The following is a 15,846-nucleotide window of genomic DNA, read 5'->3' as shown; positions in this document are numbered from 1 at the left end:
CCTTCGCAGGTTATTTCAAGCTTTTATGCGTACTGGACACGTTCATTTCAGTACTTGCTGGAACGAGAAGATTGGGTGAGACCGCCATGCCGGAGCCATAGATTTGCTGAAGACCGGAAACTATTACGCGTTCGTTATTGTCGAGGCCTGCGGCGACCACACGCTGCTGCCCAACCAACTTGCCGGGCTCGATATACCTTTTTTCAGCCTTGCCATCGCCGCTCAGTACGTAGACATACTTTTTATCTTGATCACTCAAGATGGCGCGTTCAGGCACCAGTGTTTGCACCTGCGATTCACCCACTGACAGTTCTACTTTGGCGAAGAGCCCTGGCACCAGGAACCTGTCTGGGTTCTTCACCGTCGCCCTTGCGCGAATGGTGCCTGTTGCAGCGTCCACCTGGTTGTCAACGAACGAGAGTTCCCCTTCATAGGGAGAGTGTTCATCGTTTGCCAGTCCGACGCGCACCTGTGTACGTTGAGAGGCCTTCAAGCGTTCTTGATAGTTCAGGAAGCTTTGTTCATCCGGGTCGAAGTAAACATAGACCGGGTCCTGCGACACCACCGAGGTGAGTACAGACTGGTCCGCGACGGCCAGGTTGCCGACCGTGAGTTGTGCCCGACTTGTCCGGCCATCGATGGGCGATCGAACCTCGGTGAACGCCAGATTGAGGGCAGCTGTCGTCACCTCGGACTCAGCAGCATGTACCTCAGCAACGCCCTGTTCGTAGGCTGCTCGCTTCTGCTCAGCCTCCTCCATCGATATCGCATGGCTCTTGATAAGCTGCTGCGCTCGCTGATTTTGTTGCTTGGCGAAAGCAAGTGAAGCCCGTGCCTGCTCCAGCCGGGCTTGCGCACTCGCCAAGGTAGCGCGATAGGGGCGCTGGTCAACGACAAACAAGAGGTCGCCTTTGTTGACCTCGCTGCCTTCCTTGTAAGCGACCTTGGTGATGTAACCACCGACTCTTGGCAGCACCGATACCGTTTCCATAGCCCCGATGCGGCCATTGAAGCTGTCCCAGGGTTTCACGGGTTGAACGGTTACACTAACAACATCGACAGCGGGAGGATTGGCTGTCACTTGCGGGGCGGTTTCTTTGTTACATCCAGCGATCAGCGAAATTGTAGCAACGAAGCCAGTTGCAATGAGGGCGGGAGCGCGCACGGATTGATCCTTTTCACTAAATGGCAAATCGATACGCCGTGGTTTATTCAGCAATCATTCCTGCGCTAACAGAATCGCCACCCTCCTGCAGCGTATCTTTACTCGCCTGATGATCCTGTTGTTCGCGCTCCGCTCGCGCCTTTGCTTGTTGAGCAAACATCGCCTTGTTTCGTTCCTGGAAACGCTTCACCGCGTCTGCGCCGTCGGCGGCATGTGCAAAAAAAGGCAGTACTATCATGAGTGCAGCACAGGTTTTGATGATGTTTTTCATATTGACTCCGTCAAAGAGCGCGCACAGACACGCGCAAAACGTTAAAGATTTGATTCGAGTGGGGGTGTTTGAAAGTTCAGGCTGGGAGGAAAGTCGCCGTGTAGTGTCAAACACCCGAATTCGGATGTGGGATTACTTTGGCTGCATGGCGAAACCGACGCCGAAGCGGTTCCAGGCGTTGATGGCGGCAATCACAAAGGTGAGCTCGGACAGCGCTTGCTCAGTGAATTGAGCGGCAACCTCTTGGTAAATCTCATCCGGTGCATGCCTCTCTGCCACCAGGGTGAGGGTTTCAGTCCACAGCAACGCAGCACGTTCCTGGGCATCGAAGAACGGTGTTTCTTTCCAGGCACTGACAGCCATCAGACGGCGTGGGGTTTCACCTGCTTTCAGCGCATCGGCGGTGTGCATGTCGATGCAATAGGCACAACCGTTGATCTGCGATGCACGAATCCGCACCAGCTCTCGCAGCGATGCCGGCAAAATGGATTGAGAAGCGGCCTTTTCCAGCCCCATCATGGCTTTCATGGCTTGTGGGGCTGCTTCGTAATAATTGATACGTTTGGTGCTCATCACGATTCTCCAGTTGGTTCGCCACCGCTCGGTGGGATGAGCAAACTGTAGTGAAACCGTGTTTTCGGATAAACTGGGTGCAATCGTTTTGTTTGTACGGAAATTCGCACAATGGCATTGGACCGTTTGGAGGCGATGCGGGCGTTTTGCCGCATCGTCGAAGTGGGCAGTTTCAGCGGTGCTGCAGACTCCCTGTCGCTGGCAAAAACAACGGTCTCAGGCCAAATCCAGGCACTGGAAAATCTGCTGGGTATCAGGCTGCTGCATCGTACAACGCGTAAAGTTTCACCCACACCCGAAGGGGCCGCCTACTACATCAGAGCGCGTGCCGTGATTGACGATGTGGACGAGCTGGAGGCTTCGACTTCGCAAAGCCGAAATGTCGTGCGTGGGCGTGTTCGCATTGAAATGCCCTCCCCTGTCGGTATCTTGTTCGTGGTCCCCGCCCTTTCCGAGTTTGCCTCGACATTCCCCGAAATCCATCTCGACATCGGCTGCAGCGAGCGTGTCGTTGATCTTGTTCAGGAAGGTGTGGATTGTGCGATTCGTGGTGGAACCATTACCGATCAGGATCTGGTGTGTCGGCCTATTGGCCAAATGCGCTTTTGCTTCTGCGCATCCCCCAGGTACCTGGACAGTGCCGGCATCCCCGACACCCCTTGGGACCTGCCAAACCACAAACATTTAGGGTTCAAGTTTCCGGCAACGGATAGGCGTTTCGTGCCAACCCTCACACGCGGGTCAGACAGTTTCACCTTGGATCATCAGCCGTCCATGTACTTCAACAACGGCAGTGCAACTGCCGCCGCCGCGGTCTCCGGGCTAGGTGTTGCCTTCCTTCCAACGGCCGAGGCCGTGCCGCATTTCAAAACGGGTGCGCTGGTGAGGGTCTTGCCTGATTGGCAGATGGCTAGCATGCCCCTTTCCATCGTCTACCCCTACACCCGCCACTTGTCAGCAAGGGTACGCGCCTTTACCGATTGGGTGACCCTGCTGATGGCCAGCGATCCGCTATGGTCGTTGTCGGACTGATTGCTGGCTCAGACGAGCCACTGTCTCAAGCGCCCTCTCTCTATTGCGCAGGCGGGAAGTCCAGTGTCGGATGCTCAGGAATCTGCCCGCCTCCGGTACGATCGATCTTGACCAAACCCGCTGATGCATGACCAGGCGTAATCGGGTTTCTCGGCACGAATGGCCATACGAACATCGCCTTGCGCCGTACATGCCCACGTACCAGGTCGGCCACCAGCTCCGGAAACTCGACGATGCTGGGCTGCGGTGCGCTGGCGAACAGTTCCGGCGTTGCTCGGCCAGCCTCGTGACTGACCAAACCATAGATGGCCGCTGCCGGCGCGTTCACTGGGAAGTCGACGATGCTCAGATTCAGGTTCAGCGTCAACCCAACGCTCAAGGCGTCGTCATCCTCTAGCACGACTGCAGTGATCGTCAGTTGATCACCCGAAGCCAAGGCCGCGGGCGTGCCGTCCTTTTCCACCAGTGCACTGATCTCGATGGCGTACGCCTGGCCAGCGCTGCCCTGCACCGGCTGCTCGGGCGCCAGCCCGCGAACGCCCAATGCGCGAGGGATACTGCCATGCAGTGCAGGATCCTTTGCGGTGACTTCGATGCCGATAGACCACTTGCCCCCCAGTAACGGCGGCACGGCACGCCTATCCGGCCTAAGGAACGCTTCGTTGATCCTGCCAAAGGAAAAGCACAGTGTCTGCGTCGAGTCGTACTCCGCACGGTCGAAGGCCAGTAGATAGCGCTTTGCGCGCACCGCTTTGGTCACGCCATGCGCCGGGCTTGCCAGTTCGCGGTCATAGGCTGGGTCAGCGAACGCCAGCGTGGCCATTTCCACCGGGCGCCACAGACGATTACCCGGTAACAGCATCAGACGGAAAGTGACGCGCAGGGGCGGCCCAGCGGGCAACTGCTGCGAGGCGCTCGTACGTGTCTTAAGGTCGACCCATTTGCCGGGTGCTGGCGCGGGCGCGTCCTTGATCCAGGGTGCCAGCTCAAGCCTTAGCATCGCCTGGGTGTCCGCATCCGCGCCGCGTACCGCGGCTTGCAACCTGGACCGATCAGTCAGGGACATCGCCAAAGTCAGGTCCAGCTGTTCATTGGCCAACGCACTGACTTTAAAGGCTGCGAAACGCACAACGACATCGCCTACCTCAAGGGTGGCCTGCAGGCCAGGCACCAGCAGTCCCAACTTGGCCAGCGTTTCGACCAGAGGGTTACGCCCACTCAACCCTGGACGTTTTACCCGGATCACCACGTTTTCACTGAGTTCAGGGCTCAGCCAGCCTCTGTCCGGCGACTGCAACGACAACAACAGCGCAATGGCTTCCTGGCCCGCTTCCTCGATCAAGGCCGGCAGATAGCGAAGCACCGCGCCAGGCCCACTGAACAGTACGAAGGGTTGAAGATGGCGAGTGTCGGACGCGCCTTTTTCCACCGCGTACAGGTTCGCTGCCACGAATGTGCGCCGGCTTTCGCTCTCCACGCGCCCGCGCGGCAGCGCGGTATTGCGTGGCGCGCGACCTTGTCGCCAGACCAGCGGTGCCCTGTCGGCCGGTCGGCCGAAACGGGCGTGAGCGCTGTCCAGTGGCAGCTCCTGATCCACGCTTACGAACCCTTCATGCTCCAGAGCCATCACGCCTGGACGAACGCCATTGGAAAAGACCTCGAACTGGCCGGGGGATAGCCCGGTCAGTGCACCGGCCTCTGTGTCCTTCAGCCGGTTCTTGCTTAGCGCTTGGGCAAGCTCCGCTGCCAATGGCACCCGCGCCCGGGGCGTTGCCGGTGTCAAAGCGCGGTCAGGTGGCGAGACGACTTGTGGGGCCTGTTCACCTCCTCGTGAAAACAGGATCCGGCGTCCGATGGCAAGGAAATCGATACGCTCGTCCTTGTCCGAGGCAACAGCCGCCTTGCAAGGCCCCGCGAACGTTCGCGCACGGCCCGCCCATGCATGCCCAGCATCCTGGATCACTGCCTCATCGTGGGTGTTGATCCACGCCAGCTCGGTGATTGCCTTGCGTGGCCAGCTCAGCGCCGGCGAAGGGTAGATCGCACGGTTGGGGTCGCGCAAGCGCCCTTGGGCCTGCAGCGCGAAGGGCGCCCTTAGGGTAATTCTCTGGAGGCTTGCATGATTGCGCTGATCGGCATCGAGCCCTTCAGTGGCGGCATCCATCACGGATGCGGCAAACACTGCCAACGGCTCTTGCACCAGGGTCGATGCGAAGCCGACCAAGTTCTGAAAGCCAGCATCTTGCGCCCTAGGCTCGCCGCCGGGAATCGGCGCCACAGCGATTTCCCAGCGCCCAGCCACAACCAGGTCACAACTGCCAGCAGCGCCCTGCTTGTTTGGAGGGTGCCGAACGACTTGCACTCGAACCGCGTCGCCCTGCCCCGGTCGGGCAAGCAGCGTGTTGACCCTGTGGTTGGTAGAAGCCACTCTCCACCACCGCGCCAACGCCATCAGGCTGCGCCAGAACAAGGGTCGAGCAAAGGGCGCGGTACTGGCGGGGCTGGGGAATAGGTTGGCCGCGAACGCCTGGTCGATGACATCCTGTGCGGTGGTGGCGTCGACACCGATCATTTGTAAAAGGCTCTGCCGCACCTCAACTGCAGAGTTCGATGCCAGGCCAATTGCAAGCGGTGCCAGGCCATTGAGTGGCAAGGCAATTGCACTGGCAAGATCGAACCCCGCCACTTTACCGATCCAGGCCTTTTGCCCCGGCTCCGGGGCTTGGGGGATGTGGGAAAGCGGCTCCGCGGCGCCAGCGAATACGGGTGCAATCCAGGGTAACGGAGCGACAACGCCGCTCACCTGCTCTTCGTCCAGGCTCACCTCGATAAGCGCCCCCGCGAAAATCACCAAGGCCGGTACCGCGCCCCCTTTTGACGCGCCGACGAGCACACGGTCGATATCCCGCCCAAACAACCCGCCTCGGCCGATACCGGCGATGAGCGGCGAAGCATCATCGGTCAGGTCGCCATTAAGCCGGTAGCGAGGTACGAAACCATACTGTCTGTTGAAAGGGTCACGGGGATCAGCGAGCCGTCGTGCAACGTGGGCCAGGTCGACGATCGCCACGTCATCGAGGCTGTCGAAAACCTGGGAGGTCTGCCCCTCCCCTGAAAGCCTGTGGGTGGTCAACACTTTGCTGCGCCACACAGCGGTGAGCAACCAAACATCCTTGACCACGCCAATGACATTGCAATCGAGAGTCAGATCCGCCAAACCGGGCTTGGTGACGTGCGTCAGCACCGTCCCGGTCGTGCTCACCTCGACTGTGTGCAGCGTGCGTTCTTCGCCTGTATAGGGGCCCGCGGAGTCGATGAACTTCGTCGCATCCTGCCCTAGTCGTCCAACCGGCCATTGCACCACGCTAACCAGGCCAACGTCTGGAGTCGGCAATGTGACGCGCATGTCAGTGGTCAGTACAGCCCCGGCATTCTGCAGGCGGGTGAGCTGCGTAACTTGCAGTTGACCATTTTCATTGGAGGCCGTGACGTCAAAGCGCGCGCTGCTGATCTTCCAGGCCATAGGCCGTTTCGCCTCCGGCGCCTGCACGGTAAGCACGACGATACCGTGGGCGCGGGTTGTACCGATATTCAGGCCGCGCAGCCAATCGCCTTTGCAGATCGCCCCGTTCAGTTCGACACTGAGCACCCCACGCGGGTGATCATGCACGGTTATTGCCTCGCTATCGGTCGCGATGCTCGCGCCGTACCAGCCAATTGGGCCGCCCAGCGAAACCCGGATCGCTTCGCGCAAGGACGTTTCGCGCCGGTCGGGCAGCGTCGCCACTCCGTTGACCGTCACCAGGCATTGGCTAGCCGAAAGGTCGAGCGTCAGCGTACTGATCGTCAGGTATTCCGGCATCTGGGCTGAGCCTTTGAAGCTCACGTTCAACTGCGGGCCGTTGATCACGACCGTGCCACCGGTCAGCGTCAGTCGCGCGCCGAACAGGGTGATGTCCAGTTGCGCGCTGCTCGCCACGGCCTCCAGACGTTGGGCATTGATTTGAATGTTGAAACGCAGGGTGACGGGCTGGCGATCCTCGGCGTCCTTCGCACCCGGAAGCACCTTGGCGTCCAGGCGTAAGGTGATCGATGCCTGGTTCGTTGTGGCAACATTGATTTTCTGGTTCTGGACGACCGCGTCATTGATATTGTCGGCCACCAGCGGACCGCCGTTCGTCTTGAACGCGATGCACACCGAATTACCGGTATCGAAGGGCGATTCCGGCCCGAATGGTTCGTCCTGGTTGGCTACCTGCTGGTAGGGTGCATTGATGCCGAACAGCACCGAAACGGCCTTGACGATGCCATCGACATCGACGCTACAGTGCCACAAGCGCAACGGACGAAGGGTCAGTGGGCCGATGACGAGGTCGTGAAACGACGACGCCCCAGCGCTTGCATAGAGTCGCCACTCGTAGATCGAACGAGGCAACTTATCCCTGGCAAACACGGTACTGTCTGGGCCAGGCGCACTTTCCGGTGTGTCGTCGGGGCTAAAGACCCAGCCTCCGGCCGATGGCTGCATGGGTACATCGCGCAGGTACAAGGCAAGTTGGGCCCCATGCAGCGTGAGTGGCACCTCCTCGCGTGTGGTTATCAAGTCGGTGATCTCACCACCGCCTGAGGGCTTGAGGAGTTGAGTGCTGCGCACACTAAGCGTGGTCGGCACCGCTTTGGCCGTGGTTGCCATGACCAAGCCGCGTGTGTCGGCTATTGCAGAAGCTTTGCCGATTGTTTGCCTATAGGGCGCAAGTGCAAAGCCGACGATCTCTAGCCCTTTGCCTGTTGCAGATAATGCCTTGTCCCCCTTGGCGGGCTTGCCGAACGTCCGGTTCAAGCCCGCCAGGGCGTGCTCCCCCATGTCCACTCGCCTGCCAATGCGTAAGCACCATAGGGCAAGGTATTGGCATCCGTCCGGACCGTGAACCCAGTCTCCCAGGTATAGGGTTCGACAAGCCCATCCGCCTTGGTGTCGTACCACCCTGTCATCCTGTCCCTGTCCGTGCGTGTCAGCGACAACCGATGGGAGGACGCAGCCCAGACGCTCTCCAGCGCTTGAAGGTCCAGCGCGGTAACCTGCGGCAAGGCTTGGCCCGTAGCAGGCGGTTGGGACTTGACGAAGGTGGCTTCGGCATACAGCTCGCCCAGGACCGGCAGATCGTAACGCAGCAAGTAAGCCAGGCCTGGTGCGTTACTGGTCGTGGAGGTAAGCGTCACTTCAACGCCAGGCAACGTCAGGACCGACATCGCAATACCGGTTTTCGATTCGATATCCTGACCCTCGGCAAGCGGCCCGTGTGCCCACTGCGCATTGATGCCCGGCCAACCAAAACGTAGCTCGGCATCCTTCGATACGATGCTGGCGGCGCCACTCGAAAAGCCCTGCAAGGTAAGCGTGACGGTGGCGGCCGTGCGTGATTCAGGCACGTGGTAGAACACCGGCACCAGGTCCCGGCTGCATGAAGGCCTCACAGCGCTGGGCGCGCTGCGTGTCATGTTCATGCCCGCGACCAAAGGCATTTGTACCCCGGGAACAGGCGCCCAATGAACCACGGGGGCACCTGGGCTGATCGCTACGTTCAGGTCCAAGCTCACCGCTGGAACGTCATCCGTAGGCTGCAATGCCGCGATCTGACCGTCGGTAGTCCCCGTCTCACCAAAGGACAACACGCCGGAGCGCAGCGTAATGGGACCATTGTCCAGTACCGGCACCACCTCCTGTGCGGTCGGCGACGACTCGTTGAACCAAAGGGCCCCGGAAATTGCACCATGCGCTGCGCTCAGGGTGATATCACAACTGAGCGGAGCCCTGTCGCTGAATGGCACACTGACGCGGACGAACGCCGCGCTGTCAACCGTCAGTTCACCGACAGTTGCATATTCAGCATTCGGCAACCGCCGCGTCAGGCGCGCATGAACCAATCCAACCAGCGCCTGGCCGTCCTTTACCTGGCCGTCCTTCGGCGCCGGATCGACTGCCTTGCGCAAAGCCAGGTCGGGCTCGCGCGCGAGGGGGATCTGCACCACCCCCCGTTCGAGCGCCACAAACCCGTAGAGCGGTCGCGGGTCCCGCGCGGTTCTCAACGCCTGCCGCCGATAGCGTGCCTCCAGGTCACGGGCCAGGCCTAAGCGCTCGACCAGCACTGGCAACGCGCTGGCCGTCGCACTGCCCTTGCGCTGTCCAAAGCCCACTCGCCAACGGCGAGTATCGCTTGGCTGGACCAGGTTGACCGTCGCCACCGCCTCTGACGCGGCGGGCTGCTTACCCGCATCCAGCGTCAGTTGCCTGGCCATAGGTCGGCTACTGTCGATAGTCAGCACAGGGTTGATCAGGGTCGCCGTGGCTTCCAGCGAGGCTCCGGCCATCCGTTCGGTCACAAGGCTCGCACGCACTGCGCCCGGCAAGGTGCTCGGCCGCTTGATGCCATCGCGCAGCCGCAAGTGGTTGCTACCTTGCTCCACTGGCCAAACCAGTGGAGCAAGGCCTGGGCGAATGTCGAACACCAAACCAAGCCGAGCGGTACGCACGCTTTCGGCCAGATCATCGAGCGTCGGGCGCAATTTACTGCGCTGTTGGTCTTCGCGCAGCAGCGCCACCCGTTGCCCCCCTGCCCCATCCGGCTCCAGGCGCAGCCGCACCTTGAGCTGGGTTGCGGAACCGAAAGGATCGTCGATCACGGCGTCGAACTCGATGCCAGCGGGGGTGAGGCAGAGGATGATGCGATCGACCTTGTCGTCTCTATCGGTGAGCGTCTTGCGCACTCGCTTGCCCTTGACGGTGCTGTCCTGGATGGACAGAAATGCCCCATGAACGACTTTGAGGTAGATCCCCCCACCGAAGATCGGCACATACGGCTCGCCATCTATCTCTTGACGGGCACCCACCGACCAGAAGTTCCAGACGTCCCGCACCCCGGCTTCATCGCGGATGGCTATGTCGATGGCGCCGAGGGTCAACGACAAGGGTGACGTTTCGAGCTCGTCCGAGCGTTTAGCCGGCCATTTGCCGTCGCTCGCCAGCATGGCCGCGACACCAATGGAGAAACCCCGTGGGTCGGCAGGGTACGCCGAGACCGAGAGCGAACGAGCAGCGGCATCGCTACCGTCGCAAGTGGACGCCATGCGCAATTCGCCGGCCTTGGTCGGATAGCCGCGTACCGCCAGCTGGAACATCAGCGGGTCACGAAAGTCGACGGTGGCAGCCTTGGCATCGTACTGCGCGCGTGCTTGCGCGCGCTGGGCCAACACCCTCAGCGACGGTGCACGCACCACGCCATCCACCGGTTTTCGGTCACCCTCAAGGTCCGTCGAAAGCTCGGCAACCCAGAGGTAGCTGGCCTCGGAGTCTCGACCCGGTGCGGTGAGCCGAGGGCCGACCAAGCAAACAGTTCTGATCGCAGATGTGGTCATGGTGCGCGCTCCACCCTTGTAACGATCGGATCGGCCAACCCCTTGGACGCCTTGAGGAACGGCCGCCGCGAAGGACCGAACAACTGGTCGGCGGCGAGTTGAGTAATGAAGGATTTCAACGCGGGGTTGGCCCCGGCCGTGTCCAGCTCATTCAGGTCAGCTTGAGTTGGCGGACGCCGCAGAACGAGCTGATCGAGGCTGCCGACCGTCCAGTTAAGGATTGTGTCGAGTGCCTGGCGAACGGGATGACCGGGGTCCAGCGAGGCGCCTGGCAAACGCAATTCGAGGGTGAAATGCTCGGCCAGCCCGGGTTGCTCCAGTTTCGCCAACGCTTCCAGCGCCGGGTAGAACCCCAGCCCCGGTTCGCCTTGTCCTGGTACGGGTTGGGTGGTTTGCAGGGCCGTCACCAATGCCTTGTAGGCTGCCTGATTGAGGTTTGCGTCGTCATTTGCAAGGCGCAGAGTGACTGGCGCGACAAACTCGAAGATTGCCTTGGCCGACATCAGTGCTGGGGTGGCTGCGACCGGCGACAGCTTGCCTGCCACTTGCCCGGCCTGCAGGTCCGGTGTGAGCGTTCGCACCACCGGTGCAAATCCGCCAAAGGCAGCTGAGTTCGCCACACGCAGAGGATGCACATCGTAGGCCCAGGCGGCCGCCAGGTAGTCGCGCAACACCTGGTCGGCCGTGGGGCCAGCGAACGGTGTGGCGGTATCGCCCGGCACAATGCGCCGGCGTGCACCAAGCAGGGCGCTGCGCATGGCCAGGCGAGCGTCGAGCGTGCAGGCTTGCTCCGGTGGCAACTGCCAGGGAGCGGACACCACGCAGCTGAAGAACGTGTTTTCGATTGCAGGCACCAGCCCTTCCACCCGCGACGGATACAAGGGCAAGCCGGCCGGCCAGGCCATATCCGCCTGCGCCGCCACGATGTCCCTGTTTAGGGTGAGTTGGCGCCACGCCTCATCCTCGTGGTTGGCTTGATCGGCCACCGCGAGGAAGCGCCTGATGTACACAAGCGCAGCCCAGAGCGCCTCCTGAGCCCCCCTACCGCAGGCGCTGGGAGATAACCTGCCAGCGCTTGCTCGACCTCTGCAAGCCTGCCCTGCCATTGCTTCCATGCCACCGGGTTTCGCGGTGCCGGTGGCGGTTTGATAGTCACGCGCGCATGTGCCAACGGCCAAGGAGCATTGGCGGTTGCCCACTCGGCAGGGGCAACATGCAGCGTTCCCAGCGCGTTCAACTGCTGGTCCAGCAGTGCTGTGGGCGGCGGTGCGGCCGGCACTGTCCGCGGCCCCCGCAGTTCAGGGCATAACCACCAAGGCAAATTGGGTGTCTGAAGCCGGCTGACCGGGGTCTGCTCGTCGACCTGGAACCCTGTGCCGGCGACGCGGTTGACATAGGCGGGTGCATCCGCGTCAGTCGTCTTCGCCAGGAACTCGATTTCCGGCGAACGCTCACCGCCCAAGCCATTCACGTCACCAGCACCCGCCACGATTCGGGTCGACAATTCGTAGACCACTTGCGGGTCGGGCAGGAGGAACACCTCAGGTGGCTTCTGGGGGTCATTGATCCAGACGCTGCGGTCGGCGTCATGCATGCCGTCGAGGTTGCGCACCAGTGGTATCCTCAGCGTGACCACCGCCGTGACCTTCGTATCATCCCTGACTACCTGCCATGCAGGCCGCTTGTCAGGGTCGTCGCTGGACCAGCCCAACTGATAACCGCCTTCAGGAATCACGGCGGCAATCGGCCTCGACACCACCACACCCGCCGCTGCGAACACCGCCATATGGAGGCGATAGAAGTGCGGGACCGATTGCGTACGCAGTACCGTTATCCCCCGCCAGCCATCGACGAACCGCTCAGGGAGCGTGGTAGCGGCGACCTGCTTACCGCCGGCGTAAGGCTGCTCGATCTCCGCCAGCGTGGGGCCTGTGAGCATAAGCGCACCAGGTTTGACCGGGGTGCTTGCGCCCAGCGCCGGCAAGCAATCGACCAGCCCGAACGCGCGCGCCCAACGGGGCTCGGCGAACTCACGCCAGAAGCCGAACGCCTGGTGCTCGAACTGCAGGGCGTCGGCCAAGTGAATGTTCGCTTCGGCAGCGATTTCCTCTGGGTGCCGCGCAACCACGAACTCCAGCAGCCGCCCAGGTCGACGCTCGGTTCCCGTACCGGCGTCCAACCGCTTGGCGCTCAGCACGACCGGGTCGGCAAGCGGCTCGGTGCGCGGCATGATCACATCCACGGAGCAGTTCGACAACGGGTCGGCGCCCTGTTTCACTTTCATCTGCGGCAAACGCACCGCCGCCGGTGTACGGTCGTCGACCAGCTCGACAAAACTGTCGGCCAACGCAGGTTGGGCCACCCAGGGCAGGCGCACACGTGGCGCACGGTCCGGATCAACACCCACCATCGCGGCATCCCAGGCGGCCAGCAAGGCGTCGTAGCGACCCAGTGGGCGAACCACATAACGCCGTCTGCGGGCAAACCGGTCCTTGTGCAGCAAGAGCAGGTGCATGGTCCCATCGACATCAGGAACCAGACGCAATGGCGCCGTCTGCGTCAACGTGGCCAGTGCGAAGGGAATGCTCGATGCATTCAGTGAATCCGCATGCGCCAGGCCATGAACGAGGTAGCGGTCGATGAACCCTGGCCAGCGTTTGAGCACTGCCGAGCGCTGCGAATCGGGCAATACCTTTTCCGACGTGGTCTTGAACGCACGCCAGGCGTACCAGGCGAAATCAGCAAAGTTGCCCTTCGCCTGCGCATTGGCGGCAATCAAGCCGTTCCCTTGGACAAGTGTGGTGACGGCTTGCGCGTCCAGCGTGGGGAATTGTTCGAACGGATCATCAAAATGCCCCCAACAATTTGGCGTTAGGCCAGTATGGTCGCCGGATACAAAGGGGTTTCTGTGTTCTTTCGGGGCAAAACGCTCGGAGAACAGCTTGAAGGCCTGTTCCTGGCCATCGGCAGTTGGCGAGATCACCCGTAGCAGCAACACCTGCCCGTTACGCTCCACGCTCAATGTGCCACTGACGCTTCGACCGCCCGCGAAACTTTGGGCTGCCGGGCCGTCTGTCTGCTTGGCCAAGGTGATGACCTTACCGCCGTTGACCGTGCCGCTGGGGTCGAGCAAGTCGATCAATACGCTGTCTTCAAGCGCAGCGGTATCCAGTTGCACGGGCGAGTTGTCTTTCTTAGCGTCACTCTCTGGCGTGAGGGTAACCGCGAAATAGCGCACCGGCGCGTTGCCCCACGCATCTGGCCCTGCCGACTGCGCTCGCCGCATGGCCTCAGGTACTGGGCGCAGCGATAGTTGGATCATGCAAACCAACTCGTCGTCCAGCAGGTGCTTGACGTCGACCTGGTCCATGCCGCCATCAAAGCTGCTTGTGCTCATCAACCCATCGGGACGCGCGAACTGGTCGATAAGAGGTACACCACAGTCCATCCCGGCGTAGCGCTTCAGTACTCGGCCACAAGCCTGCTCGACAAGGCTCAGTGTGTCGCGTGGAAGCACATAATCGGCCGTGGTCATGTCGAACAGGCGCAGCCCCTGCGCCAACCCCAGCGTGCGCAGCACCGCCCAACCATAAGGGTCGCGCTCTGCCGGGCGCTCATCCAGCAGCGCTTCTATCTGGGTAACCTTGGTTGCGGGTGCCGCTTCCAGCACGGGACGGTAGCGCCGGTATGGCGCGTTGACGTTGACCCAGTCCCAGCGCAGCGCATCGACCACATCCACCAACAACGGGTGCAGCCGCTGGTCCAGATCCACCACCACGGAGGTCTGCCCAGTAATACCCTTGCCGCGCTTGCCGGTCAGGGTCAGCGAGAGGTTGTTGAAACGATTGGCATCGCTTCCCGTCACGTAGGCTTCGACCCAGCCCTCTTTCGCCCACTGCTGCGCATCCTTGGCCAACACCAGCCCGTTCAGTAGCTTGCGAACCGCCCCTACGGTCCAGCATTTGTCGTTTGTGAAGGTGTCGAATGGGAAAGGTCCAGGGATGGCGTCGGCGGGGATGGTGCCGTCAGCCAGGCTGCCATCGTAATAGAACTCCGGCGCTTTGAGCGCTGGCTCACTATCGCGAGCGCTCCAGGCTACTTCGATCACAGTCGGCCGGCCCTTGTCGAACAGCGCCGCCAGGTCGACCTCGTCCACGGCCAAACCAACCGACCGGCGCAGCGTCGGGCGTGCCCAGGCCAGCAGGCTTTCGGCGCCCGTGTACCAGGCACGCCGACGGGCCATGCCCACCTGCCCGCCGCTCTGCTCCAGCCTGAGCGTCTCGCTTGGATAGAACGCCTCCACGGCGGCAAAATCTTCTATCCCCGCAGGGTCGGCTTTACCCACTCGCGGGTCGAGTAGTCGCGCGCGGGCCACATGGCGGGCAGCAGCGATCTGCTCGTCCTTGTCGATCACGCTGCCCAAATCTATCTCGAATACGTCGTAGCCACCGATGTAACCGGGTGCATCGCAGCGTGGGCAGGTTGCCCACCTGAGCTGGGTGGCGATTCGCCGCTCGCCATCGCGCTGGCGTGAGAGCGCATCTTCACTATGGTGCGTCAGGTCGGCCAGTGTCGCGTGTGCGCCTGGATAATCGATCAGCAGGCGCCCTGCCCGCGCGTCGAGGTCCGCGAACTCCAGCGGCAGATAGCCTGCGATCAGCGGGCACTCGAAGACCTCGACCGGCATGTCCACTGGGTTGGCAATCGGCCGGCCAAGGCGGTCGGCTTGATCGGTCTCCACGCGCAGCGCCATGTCCACGGCAATCCATGGCGACGGGCACGCCACCACGTCAGCCTCGCGTACCGAAGCATTGGGCACCCGTGGCCGATGCGTGCGCTTGACTGCACAGCGAACCGGGAGCGGTGCCGCACGGGTATTGCTATCGTCGATCCCCAACGCCGACAGCAGCAGATTCAGCCATGCTGCCTGGGTGCGCCCTGCGTCGGCAAACCCTAGGCGCAGGTTCGAGGCAGGGCCACCAATGGCAATGAAGTCCAGCCCATGCAGGCGCCGATAGCGCATGCTCGCACTGGCCGAGTCCTCTGTCCCGGCCGGCCATAGCAGCTCCAGTTCGAACGTTTGGTCGCCCTGTTGAGAGCGCTCGAACTCGGCCGGCCCTGGGCGTTGCAGGGCCATGCCCATGCTGTCGGCGGCGAACTCGCCCAGTGGCATTGCCCGCTCAGGGCGGACTTTGAGCAGGAAGCGGGTGCCCCTGGCGGGAAGCCGTTGGGGTTGCTCCTGATCGTCTCGCTCGCGGTCCAGCAGGTCATCGATACGCAGCAGCAACGTTGGCAGGCCAGCACCCGGCAAGCCGGGGAAGGTTACAAAGCGTGCGATCCACTCGACCTTGCCCAATGCGGTTTGCGGCAGCACTGGTCGCGCCAGTTCATG

General features: G+C 61.8%; 8 protein-coding genes. 1 reads left to right on the top strand and 7 read right to left on the bottom strand.

Going from position 1 to position 15,846, the window contains the following annotated elements; all coding sequences use genetic code 11:
• Positions 1-10 precede the first annotated feature (10 nt).
• The 3 genes from AB5975_23160 to AB5975_23150 all read right to left on the bottom strand — a co-directional run bounded on the left by AB5975_23160 (position 11) and on the right by AB5975_23150 (position 2,009).
• The gene (locus AB5975_23160) at positions 11-1,219 is read right to left on the bottom strand and encodes an efflux RND transporter periplasmic adaptor subunit (protein XDR19396.1); all 1,209 of its coding nucleotides are present in this window, start codon (positions 1,217-1,219) and stop codon (positions 11-13) included.
• Positions 1,209-1,436, bottom strand: coding sequence for a hypothetical protein (locus AB5975_23155; GenBank protein XDR19395.1), 228 nt, complete (start codon positions 1,434-1,436; stop codon positions 1,209-1,211). The genes AB5975_23160 and AB5975_23155 overlap by 11 nt, the downstream gene beginning before the upstream one ends.
• Positions 1,437-1,568: 132 nt before the next feature.
• Positions 1,569-2,009 (bottom strand): carboxymuconolactone decarboxylase family protein, encoded by a 441-nt coding sequence (locus AB5975_23150; GenBank protein XDR19394.1) that lies wholly within the window; start codon positions 2,007-2,009, stop codon positions 1,569-1,571.
• Positions 2,010-2,120: 111 nt separating this feature from the next.
• On the opposite strand from AB5975_23150, the gene AB5975_23145 reads away from it, so the two are divergent.
• The gene (locus AB5975_23145; protein ID XDR19393.1) at positions 2,121-3,041 is read left to right on the top strand and encodes a LysR substrate-binding domain-containing protein; all 921 of its coding nucleotides are present in this window, start codon (positions 2,121-2,123) and stop codon (positions 3,039-3,041) included.
• 40 nt (positions 3,042-3,081) lie between these two features.
• On the opposite strand, the gene AB5975_23140 is transcribed toward AB5975_23145, so the two are convergent.
• From AB5975_23140 to AB5975_23125, 4 genes are all read right to left on the bottom strand, one after another.
• Positions 3,082-7,905, bottom strand: a complete 4,824-nt coding sequence (locus AB5975_23140; protein ID XDR19392.1) for a hypothetical protein — start codon at positions 7,903-7,905, stop codon at positions 3,082-3,084.
• Positions 7,878-10,454: a hypothetical protein gene (locus tag AB5975_23135; protein XDR19391.1), complete on the bottom strand. Its 2,577-nt coding sequence runs from the start codon at positions 10,452-10,454 to the stop codon at positions 7,878-7,880. Before AB5975_23135 ends, AB5975_23140 begins: the two co-directional genes overlap by 28 nt.
• Positions 10,451-11,308, bottom strand: a complete 858-nt coding sequence (locus AB5975_23130) for a hypothetical protein (GenBank protein ID XDR19390.1) — start codon at positions 11,306-11,308, stop codon at positions 10,451-10,453. The genes AB5975_23135 and AB5975_23130 overlap by 4 nt, the downstream gene beginning before the upstream one ends.
• Positions 11,309-11,388: 80 nt before the next feature.
• Positions 11,389-15,828, bottom strand: a complete 4,440-nt coding sequence (locus tag AB5975_23125; GenBank protein XDR19389.1) for a hypothetical protein — start codon at positions 15,826-15,828, stop codon at positions 11,389-11,391.
• Positions 15,829-15,846 lie beyond the last annotated feature (18 nt).

This window comes from Pseudomonas putida (genome assembly GCA_041071465.1).
Lineage (GTDB): Bacteria > Pseudomonadota > Gammaproteobacteria > Pseudomonadales > Pseudomonadaceae > Aquipseudomonas > Aquipseudomonas putida_P.
This window is presented reverse-complemented; position numbering and strand designations above follow the sequence as displayed.

What these genes read in the sequence shown, in the direction of transcription:
- AB5975_23155 (XDR19395.1), bottom strand. Translation starts at nt 1,436, where the DNA reads ATGAAAAACATCATCAAAACCTGTGCTGCACTCATGATAGTACTGCCT.
- AB5975_23150 (XDR19394.1), bottom strand. Translation starts at nt 2,009, where the DNA reads ATGAGCACCAAACGTATCAATTATTACGAAGCAGCCCCACAAGCCATG.
- AB5975_23145 (XDR19393.1), top strand. Translation starts at nt 2,121, where the DNA reads ATGGCATTGGACCGTTTGGAGGCGATGCGGGCGTTTTGCCGCATCGTC.
- AB5975_23140 (XDR19392.1), bottom strand. Translation starts at nt 7,905, where the DNA reads ATGGGGGAGCACGCCCTGGCGGGCTTGAACCGGACGTTCGGCAAGCCC.
- AB5975_23135 (XDR19391.1), bottom strand. Translation starts at nt 10,454, where the DNA reads ATGACCACATCTGCGATCAGAACTGTTTGCTTGGTCGGCCCTCGGCTC.